Genomic DNA, 22,511 nt, shown 5'->3' on the forward strand with positions numbered 1-22,511 from the left:
CAAGCTACGTGGTTGGCGCCCTCAAGTTCCGACGCCAGCGCCGGTTTCCAGTCTGGCCGCGCCAGACGCCACCAGAGCGAGCGCCCTGGGATAAAGGACGTGCTCCTGCTCCAGCACGCGCGCCGACAGGCTTGCCTCGTCGTCGCCGGGCAGGACCGGCACCTTCGCCTGCAGTATGGTCGGGCCGGCGTCGAGCTCGGGCACGACGAAATGCACCGTGCAGCCATGCTCGGCGACGCCGGCTTCCAGCGCCCGGGCATGAGTGTGCGTGCCGCGGAAGTCAGGCAGCAGGGAAGGGTGGATGTTGACCAGCCGGCCCTGCCAGCGCGTCACGAACCAGGGCGTCAGCACCCGCATGAAGCCGGCGAGCGCGACGAGCTCGATCTGGTTGATGCGCAGGACCTCGTCGAGCTTGCGTTCGAAAGCCTCCCGGTCCTTGCCGAAGGGGCGATGGTCGACGCTGGCGGTGGCGATGCCGGCCTGTCGGGCGCGATCGAGCCCGCCTGCCTCCGGCAGGTTCGCGGCGACCAGCACGATCTCGGCCGGGAAATCGGCGGCCTGCGCTGCTTCGATCAGCGCGACCATGTTCGAGCCGCGGCCCGAGATCAGGATCGCGGTGCGGACCCGCCGCGGCGTCGTGCTCACAGGCCGAGCTTCCCGCGATAGGCGACCTGCCCCTCGCTGCCGGCCGGCGTGACCTCGCCGAGCCGGACCGGCGCTTCGCCGGCCTCGCGCAGCGCGGCGACGACGGCGTCGGCCTCGGCCGCCGAGGCGACCACGATCATGCCGATGCCGCAGTTGAAGGTGCGCAGCATCTCGCGCTCGGCGACGCCGCCGACCTTGGCGAGCCAGCCGAAGACCGGCGGCACCGGGATCGCGGCGAGATCGAGCGAGACGCCGAGATCGTCGGGCAAGACGCGCGGGATATTGTCGGGGAAGCCGCCGCCGGTGATGTGCGCCAGCGCCTTGATCCCCGGCGCCGCCTTAAGCGCCTGCAGCAGCGGCTTCACATAGATCCGCGTAGGCGTCAGCAGCGCTTCGGCGAGGCTCTGCCCGGGCGCGAAGGGGGCGGAGGCCTCCCAGGCGAGGCCGGAGAGCGCGACGATGCGCCGGACCAGCGAATAGCCATTGGAGTGGACGCCGGAGGAGGGCAGGCCGAGCACGACGTCGCCCGCGACCAGATCGGCGCGCGGCAGCAGCGAGCCGCGCTCGGCGGCGCCGACGGCGAAGCCGGCAAGGTCGTAATCCTTGTCGGCATACATGCCCGGCATCTCGGCGGTCTCGCCGCCGATCAGGGCGCAGCCGGCCTGACGGCAGCCTTCGGCGATGCCGCGCACGATCTCGACGCCCGCTTGCGGGTCGAGCTTGCCGGTGGCGTAATAGTCGAGGAAGAGCAGCGGTTCGGCGCCCTGCACGACGAGATCGTTGACGCACATCGCGACGAGGTCGATGCCGATGGTCGAATGCCGGCCGCTCTCGATCGCGATCTTCACCTTGGTGCCGACGCCGTCATTGGCGGCGACCAGGATCGGGTCGCTGAACCCCGCCGCCTTCAGGTCGAACAGGCCGCCGAACCCGCCGATCTCGGCATCCGCGCCCGGCCGCCGGGTCGAACGCACCAGAGGCTTGATCGCATCGACCATGGCATTGCCGGCATCGATGTCGACGCCCGCCTGCGCATAGGTCAGCCCGTTGCCGCCTGTCTTGGTCATGAAACCGCGCTCCTTGCTGTGCGGGGAGCGATAGGCAAGGGCGGCCCCGCTGGCAAGCCGGCAGCGGCTCTTCCACGAAAGCGTTTCGCAGTTGTCCAGCACATGCATTAGCCTTCAGTCGTAGTTCTCGCGACGAATCCTGGCCACGATCCCGGCGATGACGCTTCCGAACCTGATCACCATCGGCCGTCTGATCCTCGTCCCCCTGGTGATCGTGATGATCATCAACGAGCGCTGGCTGGCTGCCTTCCTGCTCTTCGTCGCGGCCGGGATTTCCGATGCGGTCGACGGCTTCATCGCCAAACGCTTCGACATGGGAAGCGAACTCGGCGCCTATCTCGACCCGATCGCCGACAAGGCGCTGATCGTCTCGATCTACATCACCCTCGCCATGGTCGGGGCGATCCCGGCCTGGCTCGTCATCCTGGTCGTCTCGCGCGACATCATGATCGTCACGGCGGTGATCCTGTCCTGGTTGATGGAGAAGCCGCTCGAGATCGCGCCCTTCGCCGTCAGCAAGCTCAACACGGCTGCGCAGCTTATCTTCGCCGCGCTGATGCTGGGCTCGCGCGCCTTCGGGCTCGATCTCGGCCCTGCGATCCCGGTCGCTCAGCTCGCCGTGGCGCTCTTGACGGTCGGTTCGATGGCGGCCTACCTCGCCTTCTGGCTGCGCCATATGGCGGCCTGAGCTTGGAACCTCGCCGATGCGCTCCTATTCTCTAGGACGCCCGGCCGGCCTCCCGGGCCCTGCGGACAGTGCGTAACGGCGAGTTCAGGACAGCGGATGAGTCTTCAGCGTCAACTCGCCTTCTGGGCCCTCACACTCGCGGTTTTCGTGCTTGCGCTGCTCCTGTTGCGCGACGTGCTCCTGCCGTTCATAGCCGCGCTCGCGCTGGCCTATCTGCTCGATCCGCTCGCCGACCGGCTGGAGCGGTTCGGCATGCGCCGCCTGACCGCGACCATCGTCATCCTGTGCGTCTTCCTGCTGTTCTTCGTGCTGGCGCTCGTGCTGCTGCTGCCGCTGCTGAGCCAGCAGCTTGCCGGCCTCGTGACGCGCCTGCCTGAAGTCGCCGCCAAGCTGCAGGCGCTGGTCATGGAGCGCGGCGCGCCTCTGATCGAGCGCTTCGGCGGGGCCAAGCTCGCCGAGGATGCCCAGAGCCAGCTCGGCAATTTCGTCGGCGAGGCGACCAAATGGGTCGGCGGCCTTCTGCAATCGCTCTGGTCGGGCGGCACCGCGATCATCGGTGTCTTCTCGCTGCTGGTGCTGACGCCGGTCATCGCCTTCTATCTGCTCGCCGACTGGGATCGCATGGTCGAGACCGTCGATGGCTGGCTGCCGCGCGATCATCGCGACACGATCCGCGGTCTGCTGCACGAGATGGACACCGCCATCGCCGGCTTCCTGCGCGGGCAGGCGCTGGTCTGCCTGCTGCTCGGGCTGTTCTACGCCGTCGGGCTCTCGCTGCTCGGGGTGAACTTCGGCGCCCTGATCGGCATCATCTCCGGCTTCCTCTCCTTCATCCCCTATGTCGGCTCGCTGACCGGCCTCGTTCTCTCCGTCGGTGTCGCGACCGTGCAGTTCTGGCCGGACTGGACGATGCCGCTGGCGACGCTCGCCGTCTTCGCCGCCGGTCAGTTCTTCGAAGGCAACATCCTGCAGCCCAAGCTGGTCGGTGACTCCATCGGCGTCCACCCGGTCTGGCTGATGTTCGCGCTGCTCGCCTTCGGCTCGCTCTTCGGCTTCGTCGGCCTGCTGCTCGCGGTGCCGTTGGCGGCGATCATCGGCGTCTTGATGCGCTTCGCCCTGCGCCAATATCTCGCCAGCAATCTCTATCATGGCGCTGCCCCCAAGGCCGCAGCCAAGCATGTCGACCGTCATGCCGGGAACTGAGCCGCCGCGCCGGCCGCGCCAGCTCGCCTTCGACCTGCCGGTCGACAGCCGGCACGGCGTCGAGGATTTTCTCGTCGGCCCCTCCAACGAGCAGGCCTATGGGCTGGTCGAGAGCTGGCCCGCCTGGCCGGATGCCTGGCTGCGCCTTGTCGGGCCCGAGGGCTCGGGCAAGACGCATCTTGCCGCGATCTGGGCGGCCCGTGCCCATGCCTGGACCTTGCAGGCCAGCGAGATCGACGAGGCCAAGGTGCCGCATCTCGCCTCCGGCGGGGCGCTGGTCATCGAGGATTGCGATGCCGGCCGGCTCGACGAGCGGGCGCTGTTCCATCTGCTCAACGCCATCAAGGCGCGCGGCGGCTTTGCCCTGCTGACGGCGCGTACACCCCCCGATCAATGGGGGCTTGGTGTGCCGGACCTGCTCTCGCGTCTGCGGCTCGCCCCTGCAGCCGAGATCGCGGCCCCCGATGATGCGCTGCTGCGGGCGTTGCTGGTCAAGCTCTTCGTCGACCGGCAATTGATCGTCGACACCAGCACCATCGAGGCGCTGGCGCTCCGCATGGAGCGCTCCTTCGCAGCGGCCCGCGACCTCGTCGACGCCATCGACCGGCTCTCGCTCGAACGCGGCCGGCGCGTCACCCGCGCCATGGCGAACGAAGTCGCGGCCAGCCTGTTCGACGCCGACTAGGTTCAGGCCTTGGCGGCTGCTGGCGTCGCCACTAGCCGGGCATGGATCGCCTCGAGCAGCATGTCGTGCGCACGCGCGGCGATGGCGTCGAGCGACGGTGTCTTGACGAACATGGCCGCCGCCTTCTCCGTCAGTTCCTCGCGGGTCGGCAGCGTCGGCATATGCCATTGCGCCATCGCCTCATGGGCCTGGAGCTGGATGGCGTGCAGCCGCTCGCCGGCGCGGCTCTGCATCGCGGCGAGCGCCTCGCGCAGCTCAGGCAGGGTCAGGGTCGGCAGGGCGGGCAGATGCATCTCCGGCAGGCCGGGCGCGTTGGCATAGGCATCGCGCAGACCCTGGACGATCCGCTCGACCGGCACGGAGGCGGCGAGGCGCTCGGCCGAGCGCTCGATGACGCGCGGGGGCAGGGCCTGCGAGCGGTCGATTACGGCCTGTGGCGGCGCCTTCAGATCCCAGACCAGACGAAGCTTCGACAGGCCGAGGATCAGGTAATAGGTCGGGTCCCACTGCCACCAGCGGAAACCCTGGCGCACGCTGTACTGATAGGCATGGTGGTTGTTGTGCCAGCCTTCGCCCATGGTGATGATCGCCAGCCACCAATTGTTCCGACTCTCGTCGCCGGTGACGTAGTGCTTGTCGCCATGCACATGGGCGAGCGAGTTGATGCAGAACGTGCCGTGGTAGACCAGCACGGTCGAGATGAAGAAGCCGACGAACAGACCCGACCAGCCATCGATGGCGAAGCAGGCGAGGGCAAGCAGGATCGCCGGCGCGAGTTCGAAGCGGTGCAGCAGCTGAAGCTCGGGGAAGCGGGTGAGGTCGGTGACGGTCGAGCCGTCGAACTCGTGGTGCTGGCGGCTGAAGATCCAGCCGACATGCGAATAGAAGAACGAGCTCTGCACCGGCGAGTGCACGTCGTGCTCGGTGTCGGCGAAGCGATGATGATGCCGGTGCTTCGAGGCCCACCAGATCACGCTCTTTTGCGCGGTCGACTGGGCGAGGAAGGCGAGGACGAACTGGCCGATGCGGCTGGTCTTGTAGGAGCGATGCGAGAAGTAGCGGTGATAGCCGGCCGTGACGGCGAACATGCGCAGCCAGTAAAGCCCGAAGCAGAGCCAGAGCGAGGTCGCGGTCACGCCGCTCCAGAGCGCGCCGAAGCAGGCTAGATGCGCCAGGATGAACGGCACTGCCGAGGGGTAGACGATGTCGTCATGGTCGTGGGCTGAAGAGAGTTCTGACAAGATCGTTCTCTGGAAATGTCTGGCGCGGCATGCGGGATTCGCATGCGACCAAACAGGAGAGCGGGTTTGAGCGCAAGGTTCCTGAGCCCTCATGGCGACAATTGCGGCAGCGGGCCGCACGGCATGCGCGGCCGTCATAGGAAAAGGGCTGGAACACGCCCGCCGCGAACATTGCTCATGGCGCTGGACCTCGAATGTCATCGAAGCGTTACGCTAGGATGCCTTGAGGGTGAGTGGGCCGATGGTCGGCCGACGGCAAACCGACACAGACGACAGCTACAGGATTGGCAGTGACACGAGCGGCAGCGGCGAAGGCGAGGCGAATGAACCAGGATCTGGCCGAAGCGGCGGCTTCGAGGGCAGCGACGCCGGCACCGGAGGCCACGGTGCTCACTGTGGACCATGAGCTGCGCCAATCGCCGCAGCGCTTCATGAATCGCGAACTGTCCTGGCTGCAGTTCAACCGCCGGGTGATGGAGGAAGCCTCCAACCGCAACCATCCGCTGCTGGAGCAGCTGCGCTTCCTCTCGATCTCGGCCAACAATCTCGACGAGTTCTTCATGGTCCGGGTCTCCGGACTGCGGGAGCAGCTCAAGGCCGGCGTGGTGACGCCGAGCCAGGACGGGCTGAGCCCGGCCGAGCAGCTCGTCGCATTAGGCGCGGCGGTGTCCGACCTGACCCGCGACCAGCAGACGCGCTGGGTCGAGCTCAGGCAGGACCTGCAGGACAACCGGATCATCCTCCTGAAGGCTGCCGATATCGGCCCGCAGGAGCGTGTCTGGCTCGAGGATCGCTTCCTGCACTATGTCTTCCCGGTGCTGACGCCGCTGGCGATCGACCCCGCCCACCCTTTCCCGTTCATTCCGAATCTCGGCTTCAGCTTGGCGCTGGCTCTGGAGCGCATCAGCGACGGGCGCGCTCTCGACGCGCTGATCCGCGTCCCCGGCAAGATCGACCGCTTCATCGAGGTGCCTGATCTGGCGCGCGATGGCGTGCAGCGCTTCATCATGCTCGAGGACCTGGTCTCGCTGTTCATCGGCAAGCTCTTCCCGGGCTATGAGATCAAGGGCACTGGCTCCTTCCGCATCATTCGCGACTCCGACCTCGACATCGAGGAGGAGGCTGAGGATCTGGTCCGCGTCTTCGAGAGCATGCTGAAGCAGCGCCGCCGCGGCGTCGTCATCCGCCTCGAGCTGCATGCCGACACGCCGGACCACCTGCGCCAGCTGATCGTGCGCGAACTCAGGGTCGATCCTGACGAGATCGTGATCGTCGACGGGATGATCGGCCTGAACGAGCTCTCGCAGCTCGTCGGGGTCGACCGGCCGGACCTGAAGTTCAAGCCCTATAATGCCCGCTTCCCCGAGCGGATTCGCGAGCATGGCGGCGACTGCTTCGCCGCGATCCGCCAGAAGGACCTGATCGTCCACCACCCCTATGAGAGCTTCGACGTCGTCGTGCAGTTCCTGCAGCAGGCGGCGCGCGACCCCAATGTCGTGGCGATCAAGCAGACGCTCTACCGGACGTCCTCCAACTCGCCGATCGTCCAGGCGCTCGCCGAGGCGGCCGAGGCCGGCAAGTCCGTGACGGCGCTGGTCGAGCTCAAGGCGCGCTTCGACGAGGAAGCCAATATCCGCTGGGCCAAGGACCTCGAGCGCGCCGGCGTGCAGGTCGTCTACGGCTTCATCGAGCTCAAGACGCACGCCAAGCTCTCGATGGTGGTCCGCCGCGAGGCAGGCCAGCTCGTGACCTACTGCCATATCGCGACCGGCAACTACCACCCGATCACGGCGCGCATCTACACCGACGTCTCCTTCTTCACGGCCGATCCGGTGATGGCGCAGGACGTGGCGCGGATCTTCAACTTCATCACCGGCTATGCCGAACCGGCTGAGCTCGAGCGCATGGCGGTCTCGCCGGTCAACCTGAAGAAGCGGCTGCTCGACGACATCGCCGAGGAGATCGAGCATGTGAAGGCCGGCCGCAAGGGCGCGATCTGGGGCAAATGCAACTCGCTGGTCGACCCCGAGATCATCGACGCGCTCTATGACGCCAGCCAGGCCGGCGTTCAGATTGATTTCGTCGTTCGCGGCATCTGCTGCCTGCGACCCGGTGTCCCAGGCCTTTCCGACAATATCCGGGTCAAGTCGATCGTCGGGCGCTTCCTTGAGCATACCCGTGTCTATGCCTTCGGCGCCGGGCACGGCATGCCGTCGCCCAAGGCGAAGCTCTACATTTCCTCGGCCGATCTGATGCCGCGCAACCTGGACCGCCGTGTGGAGGCGCTGACGCCGATCCTCAACCCCACCGTGCACCAGCAGCTGCTCGAGCAGATCATGCTGGCCAATTTTCTCGACAACGAACAGAGCTGGACCATCTTGCCCGATGGCGGCTCGCGACGCATTGTCCCGCCGTCGGCCGAAGAGTCGTTCAACGCCCACAAGTACTTTATGACGAATCCGAGCCTGTCCGGTCGTGGAAAATCACTCTCCAGTTCAAGTCCTCGCAGCCTTTCCCGCCGTTCCGGCAAGAAGGCCTGAGCAGGCGCAAGGGCGTTTGAGCCTGGGTGATACCGTCGCCATCATCGATATCGGTTCGAACTCGGTCCGCCTCGTCGTCTATGAGAACCTGTCCCGGGCACCGGGGCAGGTCTTCAACGAGAAGGAGATGGCGGGGCTCGGCCGTCAGGTCGCCTCGACCGGCATGCTCGCCGCCGACGCGGTCGAGAAGGCGCTGGCGGCGCTCGTCCGTTTCCGCATCCTCTGCGAGGCGATGCATGTCGCGCAATTGCGCGTCATCGCCACGGCAGCGGCGCGCTATGCCTCGAACGGTCCCGATTTCATCGCCCGCGCCGAGGCGGCGGTCGGCCAGCCGATCGAGCTGATCTCGGGCGACCGCGAGGCCTATCTCTCGGCGCTCGGCGTCATCTCCGGTTTCGATCGGCCCAATGGCGTGGTCGGTGATCTCGGCGGCGGATCGCTCGAACTCGCGGCGGTCGACGGCAGCAGGGTCGGGGAGGGCGTCAGCCTGGCGCTCGGCGGCCTCGCGCTGATGGACCGCGCGAAGAACTCGATCAAGGCTGCCGAGAAGATCGTCCGGGACGATCTGGACAACCACCCGCAGCTCGCCGCGATGCGTGGCCGTGATTTCTTCGCCGTCGGCGGCACCTGGCGCGCGCTCGCGACGCTCCATCAGCGCCAGTCCGGTTATCCGCTCAACGTCATGCACGGCTACACCGTGCCGGCCCGCGAGGCGAGCGAGTTCGTCCGTCTCGTCGAGCGCGCCGACGCCGCCATGCTCGAATCGATCGAGGCGATCTCCTCGGCCCGCCGGCCGCTGCTCGCCTATGGCGCGCTCGTGCTCGACCAGCTGATAAAGCGCGGCCGCCCGCGCCAGGTCGTGATCTCGGCGCACGGTGTCCGCGAAGGGCTCATGCATGAGCAGCTCGCTCCGGCGGAGCGGGATGCCGACGCCTTGCTCCGCGGTGCCCAGGACTACAACCAGCTGCGCGCCCGCGATCCACGCCATGCCGCGGATCTGGTCCCCTGGGCCGAGCGATTGCTCGACAGTGCCTATCCGAACGATGAACCGGCCTTGAAGCGCCTGCAGATCGCTGCGTGCCTGCTCTCCGACATTGGCTGGCGGGCCCATCCCGACTATCGCGGCGAGCAGACCCTCAACGTCATCGCCCACGCGCCGTTCAGCGGCGTCGACCATGCCGGCCGTGCCTTCCTGTCGCTGACCGCCTTCTACCGCTATGCCGGGCTGAAGGGCGCGGCTCCGGCTGCGGAAGGCCTTCGCCGCCTGCTGACACCGCGCGTGCTCGAGCGAGCGCATGTGGTCGCAGCGATCTTCCGCGTCGCCTATCTGATGTCGGCAGGCATGCCAGGGATCCTGTCGCAGACGACGCTGGTCTGCGATGACCGACGCCTGATCCTGAGCCTGCCGCCGGAATTCCGCTCGCTGGCCAGCCAGCGCGTCACCGGGCGGCTGAAGCAGCTCGCGCGCCTGCTCGGCCGCGAGGTCGAGATTCGCTGAGGCGCGAGCGCCCGGTCTGCGCTCAGAGCACTTCGAACCAGGTCCAGAGGCCGAGGTCGAAGCGCTCCAGCACCGTCGATGAAATCAGCCAGCGGCCGGGATTGTCGGCGATGAAGGCGATGTGCAGGCGCTTGCCCTCGGGAATCTGCACCGTGTCGAGGAAATAGGGCTCCCAGCCATCGTCGAGCGGGTGCAGCAGCCGGAAGCTGTGGCCGTGGACATGGAAAGGCTGCAGGAAGTCGGTCTTGTTGGTGATACCGATCACCACCGGCGAGCCCCGCCGGACGCTGAGCAGCGGCTTGCTCTGCGCAGCGCCCGTTCCGCCGTTGAGGCGCCATGGCCGCGCCTGGTCGACGCCGTCGAGATTGAGCTTGTTGTCCGCACCGACCTTGGCGCCGCCCTCGACGAGGATTTCGGCCCGGCTGGCGTTCTGCAGCCTGACCTCGGCCGGCAGCGTCGGATTGGGCGCCAGGGCCGAGATCGGGCTGGCGGCGACGCGTTTTGTCCCGGGCTTGGCGGCCTCGCTGACGAAGCGCACCAAGGGCATGCCGGGGCCGATCAGCGCCGTGACGCTGGCGCTCGCGCCGATCTCCTCCGGCATGTCGAAGATCACGTCGTAGCGCGTGCCGGGCGCGAAGGGCAGTTGGGCCCGCACCGGCTCGAAGGTTTCGGTCGGCTGGCCGTCGACCGCGACGACGAAGGCTTTCAGCCCGTCGAAGCGCAGGCGCATGATCCGGGCATTGCAGGCATTGGCGAGGCGCAGGCGCACGCGTGCACCCGGCGGCAGCGCGACCCGCTCCGGCGGCGGCTTGCTGTTGACGGTGAGCCAGCTGCCGAGCCGGCCGGCGGCGGCACCCTCCTGGCCGGTCGCGGGGAAGGGCAGGAGCTTGTGATCGTCGCCGAGCAGCCAGTCGCCGACCAGCACCGGCAGGTCGAGGTCGACCGCCGGCGGCTCCTTTTCCTCGACGACGAGAAGGCCGCAGAGCCCGCGTCCGGCCGGCTCGGACGAGCCGCCGAGCAGGAGTGGCCGATAGAGGTAGCTGCCGGAATCGCGCGGCGTCAGCCGGTATTCGAAACTGTCGCCCGGAGCGGTAGCCTCCTGGCTGAAGCCGCCGACGCCGTCCATGGTCTGGTCCTGACGCAGTCCGTGCCAGTGCAGGGAGAGCGGCTTGTCGGTGCGGTTCTGCAGGTTGAGCCGCAGCGTTTCGCCGAGCTTCATGCGCAAGGTAGGTCCGGGACTGCTGCCGTCGAAGGCCCAGACCTCGCTTTCCGTCGCCGGTGCCGGCCGCAGCCGTGCCTTGGCGGGCGCGGCGATCAGCTCGCGCGCCGCTGGGGTGGGGGCGGGCTCGCTAGCCGGGCCGGCCGCCGCCGGCGCCTGCGCTCGTAGTGGTGCGGCGCTGCCCAGAACGGCCATTCCCGCGATGCCGGCGAGCGCCTGGCGGCGATTCGGTCCGGCCTGCGGGCCGGTCGCGGGAAGATCGGTTTTCATGACTAAGCGACATAGCGCGGCCCGTCGCCGCTGGCGAGAGTGGGCGCCTGAGAGGCTCCTTCGCAGAAACGTCGCATTTTTTTGCTGCATCCTCCGTCGCAAATGCGTATAGCACCGCGGCCCAACGATGGCGGCGCTGCGTTTGCTCGCACGCGGTGTATCGGTTGGCGGGCGTGGCGGAACTGGTAGACGCAGCGGATTTAGGTTCCGCCGACGCAAGTCGTGGGGGTTCGAGTCCCTTCGCCCGCACCAGGATGCGAATTTCGCGAGCGCGGCGGCGGTCATCCGGCGTCGCGCTTTGGACATTGAAGTAACGAGCTGTTGGCGGATCAGAACGATGAACGTGACCGAAACCCTGTCCCAGGGCCTCAAGCGCGAATTTCAGGTGGTGCTGAACGCCGCCGACCTGAAGACGAGGCTCGATGACGAACTGCAGAACCTGCAGGGCAAGGCCAAGATCAACGGCTTCCGCCCCGGCAAGGTCCCGGTCGGCCATCTGCGCCGTCTCTATGGCCGCTCGGTCATGGCCGACGTCGTCCAGAACGCCGTCAACGAGGCCAACCAGAAGATCGTTGCCGACCACGGCCTGAAGCTCGCCTTCGAGCCGCAGATCAAGTTCCCCGAGAACAAGGACGAGATCGAGGCCGCTATGGAGGCCAAGGGCGACCTCGCCTTCACCGTCGCCCTCGAGGTTCTGCCGAAGATCGAGCTCGCCGACCTGTCGGACGTCTCGCTGGTCAAGCCGGTCACCGAGACCCCCGAGGCCGATGTCGACGCCGCGCTCGAGCGCATGGCCGGCCAGAACCGTCCCTTCGCCAGCAAGGGCGACGATGCCGTCGCGGAGAAGGGCGATCGCCTGCTGATCTCCTTCACCGGCACGCTCGAAGGCCAGCCCTTCGACGGCGGCACCGGCACGGGCATCCCGCTCGACCTCGGCTCCGGCCAGTTCATCCCGGGCTTCGAGGACCAGCTGCAGGGCGCCAAGAAGGGCGAGCAGCGCACCGTCTCGGTGACCTTCCCCGAGAACTACACCGCGACCCACCTCGCCGGTAAGCCGGCCGAGTTCGCCGTCACCGTCGACGACGTGCAGGCCCCGGGCGAGCTCAAGATCGACGACGAGCTCGCCAAGGGCTTCGGCATGGAGTCGCTCGATGCGCTGAAGGCCGCGATCCGCGAGCAGCTCGGCCGCGAGCTCGGCGCCCAGTCGCGCCGCAAGCTGAAGAAGAGCCTGCTCGACGCGCTCGACACCAAGTACGCCTTCGAGCTGCCCCCGACCCTGGTCGACCAGGAGTTTGGCAGCGTCTGGAGCCAGGTCGAGGCCGACATGAAGGAGGCGAAGAAGAGCTTCGCCGACGAGAACACCACCGAGGAAGAGGCGCGGGCGGAGTACCGCAAGATCGCCGAGCGCCGCGTGCGTCTAGGCCTCGTGCTGGCCGAGATCGGCGAGCAGGCCAAGATCCAGATCGCCGACGACGAGGTGACGCAGGCCCTGATCGAGCGTGCCCGCCAGTTCCCGGGCCAGGAAAAGGAAGTCTGGGAGTTCTATCGCAAGAACCCGCAGGCGCTCGCCGAAATCCGCGCCCCGATCTTCGAGGAGAAGGTCGTCGATCACCTCCTCGGCCAGGTGAAGGTCGAGGACAAGAGCGTCTCCCGCGAAGAGCTCTACGCCGATGACGAGGCGGAAGGCGAGGAGAAGGCCAAGCCGGCCAAGGCCAAGAAGGCCAAGAAGGCCGCCGCCAGCGACGAGGCCTCGGCCTGAGCCCGCTTCGGCGCCAAGGTTGCTGAATTTGCGCCGCCCGGCTTCGGCCGGGCGGCGCTTCCCTTTTCAGGCGGGGCCGGCATGCTTATGTGGGGCCTTCGCCGATATCGGCTGATTCCCGCCCCCTGCACCTCAAGGACTGGCTGCGATGCGCGATCCAATCGAGACCTACAACAATCTCGTCCCGATGGTGGTCGAGCAGTCGAGCCGCGGTGAACGCGCCTTCGACATCTATTCGCGCCTCCTGCGCGAGCGGATCATCTTCCTGACCGGCCCGGTCGAGGACTACTCGGCGTCGCTGATCGTGGCGCAGCTGCTCTTCCTCGAGGCCGAGAACCCGAAGAAGGAAATCTCCTTCTACATCAACTCGCCCGGCGGCGTGGTCACCTCCGGCCTGTCGATCTACGACACCATGCAGTTCATCCGCTGCCCGGTGACGACGCTCTGCGTCGGTCAGGCTGCCTCGATGGGCTCGCTGCTGCTCACCGCCGGCGCCAAGGACATGCGCTTCGCCCTGCCGAACGCGCGCATCATGGTTCACCAGCCCTCCGGCGGCTTCCAGGGCCAGGTCACGGACATCCTGATCCATGCCCGCGAGGTCGAGAGCCTGAAGCGGCGCCTGAACGAGATCTACGTCAAGCACACCGGCCGTTCCTACGAGGACATCGAGGCGGCGCTGGAGCGCGACAATTTCATGACCTCCGAGCAGGCCCGCGATTTCGGCCTGATCGACAAGGTCATCGACAAGCGTCCGGAAGAGGCCGCCTGAGCGACCTGGATCCTCCTGCCAGGCCAAGGCTTGGCGTGCCGGGCAGGAGGGCCCATATTGCCTATCACTAGGCCTCATGTTTGCATGAGGGAATCGGAAGGGCGCGTTAGGCGCTCGAGGGGTCCGATTTTGGGTCAGTTTCGTCGGCACCTGCGCCACAGCGATGCGTTAACCCAATAATCGTGATCTGAGCGCCTACTATGACGGAGAGACGACATCGGCCCGCCGTTATTCGGTGGCTGGCTTCGTCTTCCGAGATGGAGATCGACAATGAGTAAGGTCAGCAGCGGCGATTCGAAGAGCACGCTCTACTGCTCGTTCTGCGGCAAGAGCCAGCACGAGGTCCGCAAGCTGATCGCGGGCCCGACGGTGTTCATCTGCGACGAGTGCGTCGAGCTGTGCATGGACATCATCCGCGAGGAGTCCAAGTCCGCGCTCGTGAAGTCCAAGGACGGCGTGCCGACGCCGAAGGAGATCCGCAAGGTCCTCGACGACTATGTCATCGGGCAGGACCACGCCAAGAAGGTGCTCTCCGTCGCCGTCCACAACCACTACAAGCGGCTCTCGCACGCGACGAAGCACAACGACGTCGAGCTGGCGAAGTCCAACATCCTGCTGATCGGTCCGACCGGATCGGGCAAGACGCTGCTCGCGCAGACGCTCGCCCGCATCCTCGACGTGCCCTTCACCATGGCTGATGCGACGACGCTGACCGAGGCCGGCTATGTCGGCGAGGATGTCGAGAACATCATCCTGAAGCTGCTCCAGGCCTCCGACTACAATGTCGAGCGGGCGCAGCGCGGCATCGTCTACATCGACGAGATCGACAAGATCAGCCGCAAGTCGGACAATCCCTCGATCACCCGCGATGTTTCGGGCGAGGGCGTCCAGCAGGCGCTGCTGAAGATCATGGAAGGCACCGTCGCCTCCGTGCCGCCGCAGGGCGGGCGCAAGCATCCGCAGCAGGAGTTCCTGCAGGTCGACACGACCAACATTCTGTTCATCTGCGGCGGCGCCTTCGCCGGGCTGGACAAGATCATCTCCGGCCGCGGCAAGGGCACCTCGATCGGCTTCGGCGCGACCGTGAAGGCCCCCGACGACCGCCGCACCGGCGCGATCTTCCGCGAGGTCGAGCCCGAGGATCTGCTGAAGTTCGGCCTGATCCCCGAGTTCGTCGGCCGTCTGCCGGTGCTGGCGACGCTCGAGGATCTCGACGAGGCCGCGCTCAAGACCATCCTGACCGAGCCGAAGAACGCGCTGGTCAAGCAGTACCAGCGCCTGTTCGAGATGGAGGACACCGAGCTGACCTTCACCGACGAGGCGGTGAGCCTGATTGCCCGCAAGGCGATCGAGCGCAAGACCGGCGCCCGTGGCCTGCGCTCGATCATGGAAGGCATCCTGCTCGAGACCATGTACGAGCTGCCGGGGCTGGAAGGCGTCGAGCAGGTCGTCATTGGGCCGGAAGCGGTCGAGACCAAGTCGCGCCCGCTGTTCATCTACTCGGACAGGGAAGAAGAGGCGAAGTCCGCTTCGGCCTGATCCGGCACTAAGCTGTCCCACTTTCAGACGCGCGCCTCATGGCGCGCGTTTTGCTTTGTCGAGCTGGTGGCCGCGACTGCACGAAACTGCTTCGGCCATCTGCCCGGGTCGCGGCTTCGTGTCCCGGCATGCAGTGGAAGCTGCGGTGGACTGCGCCGGCGGGTCGCTTGAAAGCTGGCCGGGAAGCATCCACTTTAACATCACCTGCGAGACAGCGTGCCTTTGAGGGCGTGAGTCGCAGGGGCGGTTGGCGCGAATGGTCGCGCCGGCGCGGAACGTCCGGTTCGGTCGCCCATCCAGGGGATCGGTCGGGCGAAAACTTGAAGGACAAGACATGACAGGCTCGACGCCCCGCGCTCCGCTCGTCCCCGGCACGACCGGCACCTATCCGGTCCTTCCGCTGCGCGACATCGTCGTTTTCCCGCACATGATCGTGCCGCTCTTCGTCGGCCGCGAGAAGTCCATTCGCGCGCTCGAGGAGGTGGTCAAGAACGACGGTCTGATCCTGCTCGCCACCCAGAAGAACGCTGGCGACGACGATCCGGAGACCAAGGATATCTATGAGATCGGCACGCTCGCCCGCGTGCTGCAGCTGCTGAAGCTCCCGGACTCCACCGTCAAGGTGCTGGTCGAGGGCGTCGGCCGCGCCAAGGCGCTGAGCTACAGCGCCGATGACAGCTTCTACCAGGCCGAGGCCGTCGCGCTCGAAGAGGAGCCCGGCAAGAAGGTCGAGGTCGAGGCGCTCGGCCGCTCGGTCGTCAGCGAGTTCGAGAGCTATGTGAAGCTCAACAAGAAGATCTCGCCCGAGATCGTCGCTGCGGTCTCGCAGATCGACGAGCCGGCCAAGCTCGCCGACACCGTCGCCTCGCATCTCGCCGTGAAGATCGCCGACCGCCAGGCCGTGCTGGAGGTGATGAACGTCGCCCACCGGCTCGAGAAGGTGCTCTCGCTGATGGAAAGCGAGATGTCGGTTCTCCAGGTCGAGAAGCGCATCCGCTCGCGCGTCAAGCGCCAGATGGAGAAGACCCAGCGCGAGTACTATCTCAACGAGCAGATGAAGGCGATCCAGAAGGAACTCGGCGACGGCGAGGAAGGCCGCGACGAGTTGGCCGAGCTGGAAGAGCGCATCGCCAAGACCAAGCTGACCAAGGAAGCGCGCGACAAGGCGCTGGCCGAGGTCAAGAAGCTCAGGCAGATGTCACCGATGTCTGCCGAGGCGACGGTCGTGCGCAACTATCTCGACTGGCTGCTGGGCATCCCCTGGCAGAAGCGCTCGAAGATCAAGAAGGACCTCGCCGCAGCCCAGCAGGTGCTCGACGACGATCATTTCGGTCTCGACAAGGTCAAGGACCGGATCGTCGAATACCTCGCCGTCCAGCAGCGTGCCAACAAGCTCGCCGGCCCGATCCTGTGCCTCGTCGGCCCTCCGGGCGTCGGCAAGACCTCGCTCGGCAAGTCGATCGCCAAGGCGACCGGCCGCGAGTTCGTGCGCATGTCGCTCGGCGGCGTGCGTGACGAGGCCGAGATCCGCGGTCACCGCCGCACCTATATCGGCTCGATGCCCGGCAAGATCATCCAGTCGATGAAGAAGGCCAAGACCTCGAACCCGCTCATCCTGCTCGACGAGATCGACAAGATGGGCCAGGACTTCCGCGGCGATCCGTCGGCGGCCCTGCTCGAGGTGCTCGACCCCGAGCAGAACGCGACCTTCAACGACCATTACCTCGAGGTCGACTACGACCTGTCGAACGTGATGTTCGTGACCACGGCGAACACGCTGAACATCCCGCCGGCCCTTCTGGACCGGATGGAGGTGATCCGTATCGCCGGCTACACCGAGGACGAGAAGGCCGAGATCGCGCGTCGCCACCTGATCCCGGGTGCGATCAAGAAGCACGGCCTCGAATCCAAGGAATGGTCGATCGACGACGAGGCCCTGACGACGCTGGTCCGCCGCTACACCCGCGAGGCCGGCGTGCGTAACCTCGAGCGCGAGATCGCCAACACCGTCCGCAAGGCGGTGAAGGAGATCGTGCTGTCGAAGAAGAAGAAGGTCGCGGTCACTCCCGCGGTGCTGGAGGACTATCTCGGCCCGCCGCGCTATCGCTATGGCATGGCGGAAACCGAGGATCAGGTCGGTGTCGTCACCGGTCTGGCCTGGACCGAGGTCGGCGGCGAGATGCTGACGATCGAAGGCGTGATGATGCCCGGCAAGGGCAAGATGACCGTCACCGGCAATCTGCGCGACGTGATGAAGGAATCGATCTCGGCGGCGGCGTCCTATGTCCGCTCCCGCGCCATCGATTTCGGCATCGAGCCGCCGCTCTTCGACCGGCGCGACATCCACGTCCACCTGCCCGAGGGGGCGACCCCGAAGGACGGTCCGTCGGCCGGCATCGGCATGGCCACGGCGATCGTCTCGATCATGACCGGTATCCCGGTCCGTCGCGACGTCGCCATGACCGGCGAGGTCACGCTGCGGGGCAGGGTGCTGCCGATCGGTGGCCTGAAGGAGAAGCTGCTCGCCGCCTTGCGCGGCGGCATCAAGAAGGTGCTGATCCCCGAGGACAACGCCAAGGACCTCGTCGATCTCCCGCAGTCGGTGAAGAGCGGGCTCGAGATCGTCCCGGTCTCGCGCATGGACCAGGTGCTCCAGCACGCGCTGGTGCGTCAGCCGACGCCGATCGTCTGGGAAGAGGACCTGAAGGCGGCGACGCCGAAGGCATCCGAGGACGACGCCGCGGCGGGCCTTGTCGCCCACTGACGCGGGAAGCATCGCAAGCAAGGAGCCGCCGGCGCGAGCCGGCGGCTTTTTCTTTGCCCGGATGGGTAAGGAGACACGGCGCCGAGTCGTCAGCGTTCCCCACCGCTCGCCTCGCGACGATCGGCCAAGCCGCGTCTCAGGGACGGAACTGGGTGGGCGCTGCCCCGAAGCGGCTGCGGAAAGCCTGGTTGAAGTAGGACACGTCGTTGAAGCCGCAGCCGAGCGCGATCTCGCTGACCTTCAGTCGCGCTCCGGATGTTGAAGCCAGCATGCGCCGCGCCATCTGGAGGCGCAGGTCCAGCACGCGTTCGGTGAAGCTCACCCCCGTCTCGTGCAGGATGTCCTGGATGTAACGCGGCGACAGCTCGAGTTTCGCCCCGAGGGCGGCCGGCGAGAAGCCGGGGTCGGTGTAGCCGGCGCGGATGCCCGACAGGATCTCCTGGAGCCGCGCCGCTCGCAGCCCGCGCATCCCGGCGGCCGCCGCGGTATCGCGGCCGGCCCCGAGCGCCAGCGCGACGAGATCGAGCAAGGTCGTGCCGACATGCTGCTGCAGCGCCGGGTCGTCCTTGGCGCCGTCGAGATCGATGATGCTCTCGACATAGCGCCCGAGATGGCGGACGGCTGCCTGTCGCGGATCGAGCGGGCGGGCGAGCAGCTCCGCGGCGCTCGGCATCAGCGCGCGCAGCCGGTCCTGCCGGATCGTGACCGTATTGATCTCGCAATGAGCTGCGGCAAGGATCTCCGCCGCCGCGCCATTCGTCACCATGTGCACGGCACCCGGCGGGATCTCCGTGGTCTGCCCAAGATGCGAGGTGCTGAACGCCTCTCGGCCCCGGTTCAGAAGAATACAGAAATCATCGTCGGGACCGCGTGCGATCGCGCTCGCCGTGCGGGCAATGCGTTGAAACGTGCCGCCGAAGGTCGTGACATAGGCGTCGCCGAACGGCGCCCATTGGAACTGCGCTCGGAATGGCCGGTCCTCCGCGCGGAAATAGTCCGAGCAGCAGGTCAGCGATTCGAAGATTTCGTGCCAGCGCGCGAAGCGAGCACCGGAATCGAGATGCGCCGGCAGCTCATCCGAAGTGAAGGCAACATTCCCCATGCTCTGGCCAGCCGGTCGCCCTGTGACGCTTTATCTCTGGCATTCCTCTGCCCCAACGTAAATGCAGCCGAGGCGAATGCTGCGAGCTTTCGCTCCGCACCCGCTGCGGCGACGTCCGTGCCGCTGTCGCCGCATGGCCACACAGCGGCGAACTTCGTCGCCGGTTCGTCATAGCTAAATCCGACTGCGTCCCTCCCCAAGACGAGCAGCCCAAGCCGCGCCAAGAGAGTCCGCTAGCTTGAGGCCGGAGGGGCGATGTCTTTCACCAGTGAAAATCGGCCGTTCCGGGCGGGATTGCTGGCCGGCTGCTCGGCCATGGCGATTCTGGGCCTGGTCCTGTCCTCGAACGGTGCGGAGGCGGCGGTTTGCGACAATGTCGGCGCCGGCGTCACGCCCGGCAATGACAACGGCGCGAGCCAGAACACCGCCTGCGGCAACAACGCCAATGCAACTGCGGTCGTCTATTCTACGGCGATCGGCTCCGACACCAACGCTACGGGCTCCCTGAGCACTGCGCTGGGCTATGGAGCCCAGGCTGGCGGTCCTGACGGGAACGACAGCACCACTGCGCTCGGGGCCAGGGCCCGGGCGGGCGCCGACGGGCCGTTCCAGTACCTTTCGACCGCGGTCGGCGCCGACAGCGTGGCGAGCTCGAACGTGGCGACCGCCATCGGTGCCGGCAGCGTGGCGAGCGGCCAGTTCAGCTCGGCGCTCGGCGGCGGCTCGCAGGCGACGAGCACCGGCTCGGTTTCGCTCGGAACCAACTATCTCGACGAGGGCGGCTCGAACATTGCCGGCGCGACCGGCATGTACGCCACGGCCGCCGGCCATGTCGCCCGCGCCAACGCGACGGGCAGCTCGACCTATGGCTCGCAGAGTGTGGCGACCGGGCAGTACAGCTCCGCCTTCGGCTTCAGGACCAGCGCGACCGGCGCCAACAGCGCCGCGCTGGGCGCTCGTGCCACCGCCACTGCCGACAGCGCCGCCGCCTATGGGCGCGACAGCAGCGCCGCCGGCAGCCAGAGCACGGCGCTCGGCGCCTTCAGCTCGGCGAGCGGGGACGCCAGCACCGCCATCGGGGCGCAGTCCGTCGCGGAGAACGGGGCGCTCGCCGCAGGCTTCGCAGCCAAGGGCACCGGCCAGTACAGCGCCGCGCTCGGCGATTTCAGCGCGGCCTCAGGGACGAGAAGTCTCGCCGTCGGCGCCTACAGCAATGCCAGCGGCGTCCGGAGTGCGGCGATCGGCGCCGGCTCGAGCGCAAGCGCCGCCAGTGCCGCCGCCTTCGGCCAGGACAGCAGCGCCAGCGGCAGCCAGAGCACGGCGCTCGGTGCGTTCAGCTCGGCGAGCGGGGATGCCAGCACTGCCATCGGCGCCCAGGCGGCGGCCCAGAATGGCGGGATCGCCGGAGGCTTTGCCGCCAAGGCCACTGGCCAGCACAGCACGGCTCTGGGGCCTCTGAGCACGGCATCCGGTGCGAGAAGCCTCGCGGTCGGCTCGGCGAGCAACGCAAGCGGCGTCCACAGCGCGGCACTCGGCGCAGCTTCGACAGCGAGCGCTACCGGCGCCGCCGCCCTGGGGCATGGCAGCAATGCGAGCGGGGAAGCGAGCACGGCGCTTGGCGCTCAGAGCACGGCTGCCGGGACGAGAAGCCTTGCCGCTGGAGCTTCCAGCAGCGCAAGCGGAGCTTCCGCCATCGCGCTCGGCGACGGCGCCCGGGCGACGCAGGCAGGCGCGGTGGCGCTCGGCCTCGGCGCGGCCTCGACCGGCACCAGCGCGATCGCCATCGGAACCGGCGCGGTCGCGACAGGCTCTGTCGCTGTCGGAGCGGGCGCGTCGGCCTCCAATGGCGGCGCGGCCTTCGGCGATGGCGCGGCGGCAACCGGACTGCTCTCGGCGGCCTTCGGCCCGGGCGCGGCGGCGAGCGCCGCCAACGCGGTTGCGATCGGCTCCGGTTCAATCGCCAGCGTGCCCAACACGGTTTCATTCGGGGCGCCCGGCAGCGAGCGACGCCTGACCAATATCGCAGCCGGCGTCGCTCCCACCGATGCAGTGAACATGAGCCAGCTCGGTGCGATGCAGGGCCAGATCGGCGGGCTGCAAAGCCAGATGGGAGGGCTGCAGACCCAGATCGACAGCAATCGCCGCGAATCGCGTCGTGGCCTCGCCGGCGTCGCCGCCCTCGCACCTGTCGTCACACCCTCGGCACCGGGCAAGACGACCCTGACCGTCAACGGCGCGACCTACCGCGGCGAGTTCGGTGTCGGGATCGGGGTCGCGCACCGCCTTCAAACGGCGGTGCCGGTCATCCTCCACGGTTCCTACGCCAGCGGCGGCGGCAGCGAGCATGTCGCCCGTGCCGGCATGTCGGTGGAATTCTGATGGCATCGGGCGCGCGGAGCTGGCGGCTTTGGGCGGTCCTTGCCGGATCCCTGCTTCTGGTCGCGTCGCAGCTTCAGGCGCAGCAGACGGCGCCGCGATCGGGACATCGACCTGCCGCGTCACAGCCTCCGCCGCGATCGGAGCCTGCGCCATCCCCTGCGACGAAAGCTGAGCCGCCTCCGGTTCAGGCCGAAGCGGGCGAGCTGCAACCCGTGATGCACGCCCGCAACGCTGGCATTGTGACCTGTCTCGACGGTATTGCGCGCGCGGCGAGCGGCACGATCGAGGCGCCGCACGCGGCCATGTCGAACTGGCTGACGGGCGCGCCCAATCAAGGGCCGTTCAGCTCGATCATCGCGATGACGTCCGGGAATCGGGCCGCGCCCAACGCCGCAGCCTTCATCCACCTGTCGCCGACGCCCGTCGGCGGCTGCCAGGGCTCGACGGTGCAGGTTGTGCCGACGGCGCGCAGCTGCGGCGCAATGCAGGCGGAGTTCAGCAAGGAAGGTCGCACGATCGCCAACCTGGCCGGCATTCCGGTCCTGCTCCGTGCGACCGGCGAGCGCTATCTGCTGCTTCAGGCGCCGGGCGGCTGCGTCATCGTCAGCTTCAACCTGCTGGCGACAGGCCCGGCACAGTTGGCCGCGCCCGGGCCCGCCGCGGCGAACGCTGCGACGCCGGCGTCGGCTGGACCTCGCTGACGCCCATAAGGCGGGGGGCATCGGACTCTGGAAAAGACGCTTGCGGCCCGCCGAACTGCCGCTGCGCAGGATTCGTCTCGCTCGACACGGCCCGGCAGCGCCTGAAGCGATGGCTTGGCGCTCAGGGAAACGGCAGACAAACCGTGAGCGACAATCCGCGATGGGGATCGCTCGGGAGACCGGAAGCGCGACTGGAAGGCGGAAGATAATGGCGCGGGCGACGGGGCTCGAACCCGCGACCTCCGGCGTGACAGGCCGGCACTCTAACCAACTGAGCTACGCCCGCGCGGGCGGCCGAGGCGCTGGCCTCAGCTAATGCAAAAGCCTCAGTCTTCGCTACAGATAGCTGAAGATGAAGGGGAAACATGGCGCGGGCGACGGGGCTCGAACCCGCGACCTCCGGCGTGACAGGCCGGCACTCTAACCAACTGAGCTACGCCCG

The 22,511-nt window shown here is 67.4% G+C and carries 16 protein-coding genes and 2 tRNA genes; 12 read left to right on the forward strand and 6 right to left on the reverse strand.

All coding sequences use genetic code 11. The features are described from left to right. Positions 1 to 21: 21 nt before the first annotated feature. On the reverse strand, positions 22 to 645 hold the full coding sequence (purN, locus tag AC1REK_RS19910) for a phosphoribosylglycinamide formyltransferase (RefSeq protein ID WP_492268723.1): 624 nt from the start codon (positions 643 to 645) through the stop codon (positions 22 to 24). Continuing rightward, a complete protein-coding gene (gene purM / locus AC1REK_RS19915; protein WP_492268722.1) occupies positions 642 to 1,712 on the reverse strand; it encodes a phosphoribosylformylglycinamidine cyclo-ligase in 1,071 nt (356 codons plus the stop codon). Before purM ends, purN begins: the two co-directional genes overlap by 4 nt. 157 nt (positions 1,713 to 1,869) lie before the next feature. Between purM and AC1REK_RS19920 the strand changes: the two genes are divergently transcribed. The 3 genes from AC1REK_RS19920 (at position 1,870) to AC1REK_RS19930 (ending at position 4,288) form a co-directional block, all read left to right on the forward strand. Then, positions 1,870 to 2,400 (forward strand): CDP-alcohol phosphatidyltransferase family protein, encoded by a 531-nt coding sequence (locus tag AC1REK_RS19920; protein ID WP_492268721.1) that lies wholly within the window; start codon positions 1,870 to 1,872, stop codon positions 2,398 to 2,400. Between the two features lie 96 nt (positions 2,401 to 2,496). Continuing rightward, positions 2,497 to 3,603: an AI-2E family transporter gene (locus tag AC1REK_RS19925; RefSeq protein ID WP_492268720.1), complete on the forward strand. Its 1,107-nt coding sequence runs from the start codon at positions 2,497 to 2,499 to the stop codon at positions 3,601 to 3,603. Continuing rightward, positions 3,578 to 4,288 carry a P-loop NTPase family protein gene (locus AC1REK_RS19930; RefSeq protein WP_492268719.1) on the forward strand — a complete coding sequence of 237 codons (711 nt, stop codon included), beginning with the start codon at positions 3,578 to 3,580 and terminating at the stop codon, positions 4,286 to 4,288. Before AC1REK_RS19925 ends, AC1REK_RS19930 begins: the two co-directional genes overlap by 26 nt. Before the next feature lie 2 nt (positions 4,289 to 4,290). Here AC1REK_RS19930 and AC1REK_RS19935 read toward each other — a convergent pair whose 3' ends face one another. Beyond that, positions 4,291 to 5,529, reverse strand: a complete 1,239-nt coding sequence (locus AC1REK_RS19935) for an acyl-CoA desaturase (protein WP_492268718.1) — start codon at positions 5,527 to 5,529, stop codon at positions 4,291 to 4,293. Positions 5,530 to 5,852: 323 nt separating this feature from the next. On the opposite strand from AC1REK_RS19935, the gene AC1REK_RS19940 reads away from it, so the two are divergent. Then, positions 5,853 to 8,069, forward strand: a complete 2,217-nt coding sequence (locus AC1REK_RS19940) for an RNA degradosome polyphosphate kinase (protein ID WP_492268717.1) — start codon at positions 5,853 to 5,855, stop codon at positions 8,067 to 8,069. 16 nt (positions 8,070 to 8,085) lie between these two features. Next, positions 8,086 to 9,567, forward strand: coding sequence for an exopolyphosphatase (gene ppx / locus AC1REK_RS19945; protein WP_492268716.1), 1,482 nt, complete (start codon positions 8,086 to 8,088; stop codon positions 9,565 to 9,567). A 22-nt stretch (positions 9,568 to 9,589) separates the two neighbouring features. Here ppx and AC1REK_RS19950 read toward each other — a convergent pair whose 3' ends face one another. After that, positions 9,590 to 11,056, reverse strand: coding sequence for a multicopper oxidase family protein (locus AC1REK_RS19950; protein ID WP_492268715.1), 1,467 nt, complete (start codon positions 11,054 to 11,056; stop codon positions 9,590 to 9,592). Between the two features lie 167 nt (positions 11,057 to 11,223). On the opposite strand from AC1REK_RS19950, the gene AC1REK_RS19955 reads away from it, so the two are divergent. The 5 genes from AC1REK_RS19955 (at position 11,224) to lon (ending at position 17,887) form a co-directional block, all read left to right on the forward strand. Further along, a tRNA-Leu gene (locus tag AC1REK_RS19955) sits at positions 11,224 to 11,308 on the forward strand. An 85-nt stretch (positions 11,309 to 11,393) separates the two neighbouring features. Next, the gene (gene tig / locus AC1REK_RS19960) at positions 11,394 to 12,815 is read left to right on the forward strand and encodes a trigger factor (RefSeq protein WP_492268714.1); all 1,422 of its coding nucleotides are present in this window, start codon (positions 11,394 to 11,396) and stop codon (positions 12,813 to 12,815) included. Positions 12,816 to 12,963: 148 nt separating this feature from the next. Then, positions 12,964 to 13,584 carry an ATP-dependent Clp protease proteolytic subunit gene (locus tag AC1REK_RS19965; RefSeq protein WP_316017994.1) on the forward strand — a complete coding sequence of 207 codons (621 nt, stop codon included), beginning with the start codon at positions 12,964 to 12,966 and terminating at the stop codon, positions 13,582 to 13,584. Between the two features lie 270 nt (positions 13,585 to 13,854). Then, positions 13,855 to 15,123 (forward strand): ATP-dependent Clp protease ATP-binding subunit ClpX, encoded by a 1,269-nt coding sequence (gene clpX / locus AC1REK_RS19970; RefSeq protein WP_316017993.1) that lies wholly within the window; start codon positions 13,855 to 13,857, stop codon positions 15,121 to 15,123. A gap of 334 nt (positions 15,124 to 15,457) precedes the next feature. After that, complete coding sequence (gene lon, locus AC1REK_RS19975) at positions 15,458 to 17,887, forward strand: endopeptidase La (RefSeq protein ID WP_316017992.1); 2,430 nt, start codon at positions 15,458 to 15,460, stop codon at positions 17,885 to 17,887. A gap of 136 nt (positions 17,888 to 18,023) precedes the next feature. On the opposite strand, the gene AC1REK_RS19980 is transcribed toward lon, so the two are convergent. Next, positions 18,024 to 18,989, reverse strand: coding sequence for an AraC family transcriptional regulator (locus AC1REK_RS19980; RefSeq protein WP_492268713.1), 966 nt, complete (start codon positions 18,987 to 18,989; stop codon positions 18,024 to 18,026). Positions 18,990 to 19,244: 255 nt separating this feature from the next. On the opposite strand from AC1REK_RS19980, the gene AC1REK_RS19985 reads away from it, so the two are divergent. Then, the gene (locus AC1REK_RS19985; protein ID WP_492268712.1) at positions 19,245 to 21,368 is read left to right on the forward strand and encodes a YadA family autotransporter adhesin; all 2,124 of its coding nucleotides are present in this window, start codon (positions 19,245 to 19,247) and stop codon (positions 21,366 to 21,368) included. 215 nt (positions 21,369 to 21,583) lie between these two features. After that, the gene (locus AC1REK_RS19990) at positions 21,584 to 22,069 is read left to right on the forward strand and encodes a hypothetical protein (RefSeq protein WP_492268711.1); all 486 of its coding nucleotides are present in this window, start codon (positions 21,584 to 21,586) and stop codon (positions 22,067 to 22,069) included. Between the two features lie 209 nt (positions 22,070 to 22,278). Here the strand turns inward: AC1REK_RS19990 and AC1REK_RS19995 are convergent. Beyond that, positions 22,279 to 22,355 (reverse strand) — tRNA-Asp (locus AC1REK_RS19995). Between the last annotated feature and the right edge of the window lie 156 nt (positions 22,356 to 22,511).

The organism is Allobosea sp. GW823-FHT02B03, assembly GCF_058797755.1.

What these genes read in the sequence shown, in the direction of transcription:
- purM (WP_492268722.1), bottom strand. Translation starts at nt 1,712, where the DNA reads ATGACCAAGACAGGCGGCAACGGGCTGACCTATGCGCAGGCGGGCGTC.
- AC1REK_RS19920 (WP_492268721.1), top strand. Translation starts at nt 1,870, where the DNA reads ATGACGCTTCCGAACCTGATCACCATCGGCCGTCTGATCCTCGTCCCC.
- AC1REK_RS19925 (WP_492268720.1), top strand. Translation starts at nt 2,497, where the DNA reads ATGAGTCTTCAGCGTCAACTCGCCTTCTGGGCCCTCACACTCGCGGTT.
- AC1REK_RS19930 (WP_492268719.1), top strand. Translation starts at nt 3,578, where the DNA reads ATGTCGACCGTCATGCCGGGAACTGAGCCGCCGCGCCGGCCGCGCCAG.
- AC1REK_RS19940 (WP_492268717.1), top strand. Translation starts at nt 5,853, where the DNA reads ATGAACCAGGATCTGGCCGAAGCGGCGGCTTCGAGGGCAGCGACGCCG.
- AC1REK_RS19950 (WP_492268715.1), bottom strand. Translation starts at nt 11,056, where the DNA reads ATGAAAACCGATCTTCCCGCGACCGGCCCGCAGGCCGGACCGAATCGC.
- tig (WP_492268714.1), top strand. Translation starts at nt 11,394, where the DNA reads ATGAACGTGACCGAAACCCTGTCCCAGGGCCTCAAGCGCGAATTTCAG.
- AC1REK_RS19965 (WP_316017994.1), top strand. Translation starts at nt 12,964, where the DNA reads ATGCGCGATCCAATCGAGACCTACAACAATCTCGTCCCGATGGTGGTC.
- clpX (WP_316017993.1), top strand. Translation starts at nt 13,855, where the DNA reads ATGAGTAAGGTCAGCAGCGGCGATTCGAAGAGCACGCTCTACTGCTCG.
- lon (WP_316017992.1), top strand. Translation starts at nt 15,458, where the DNA reads ATGACAGGCTCGACGCCCCGCGCTCCGCTCGTCCCCGGCACGACCGGC.
- AC1REK_RS19980 (WP_492268713.1), bottom strand. Translation starts at nt 18,989, where the DNA reads ATGGGGAATGTTGCCTTCACTTCGGATGAGCTGCCGGCGCATCTCGAT.
- AC1REK_RS19985 (WP_492268712.1), top strand. Translation starts at nt 19,245, where the DNA reads ATGTCTTTCACCAGTGAAAATCGGCCGTTCCGGGCGGGATTGCTGGCC.
- AC1REK_RS19990 (WP_492268711.1), top strand. Translation starts at nt 21,584, where the DNA reads ATGCACGCCCGCAACGCTGGCATTGTGACCTGTCTCGACGGTATTGCG.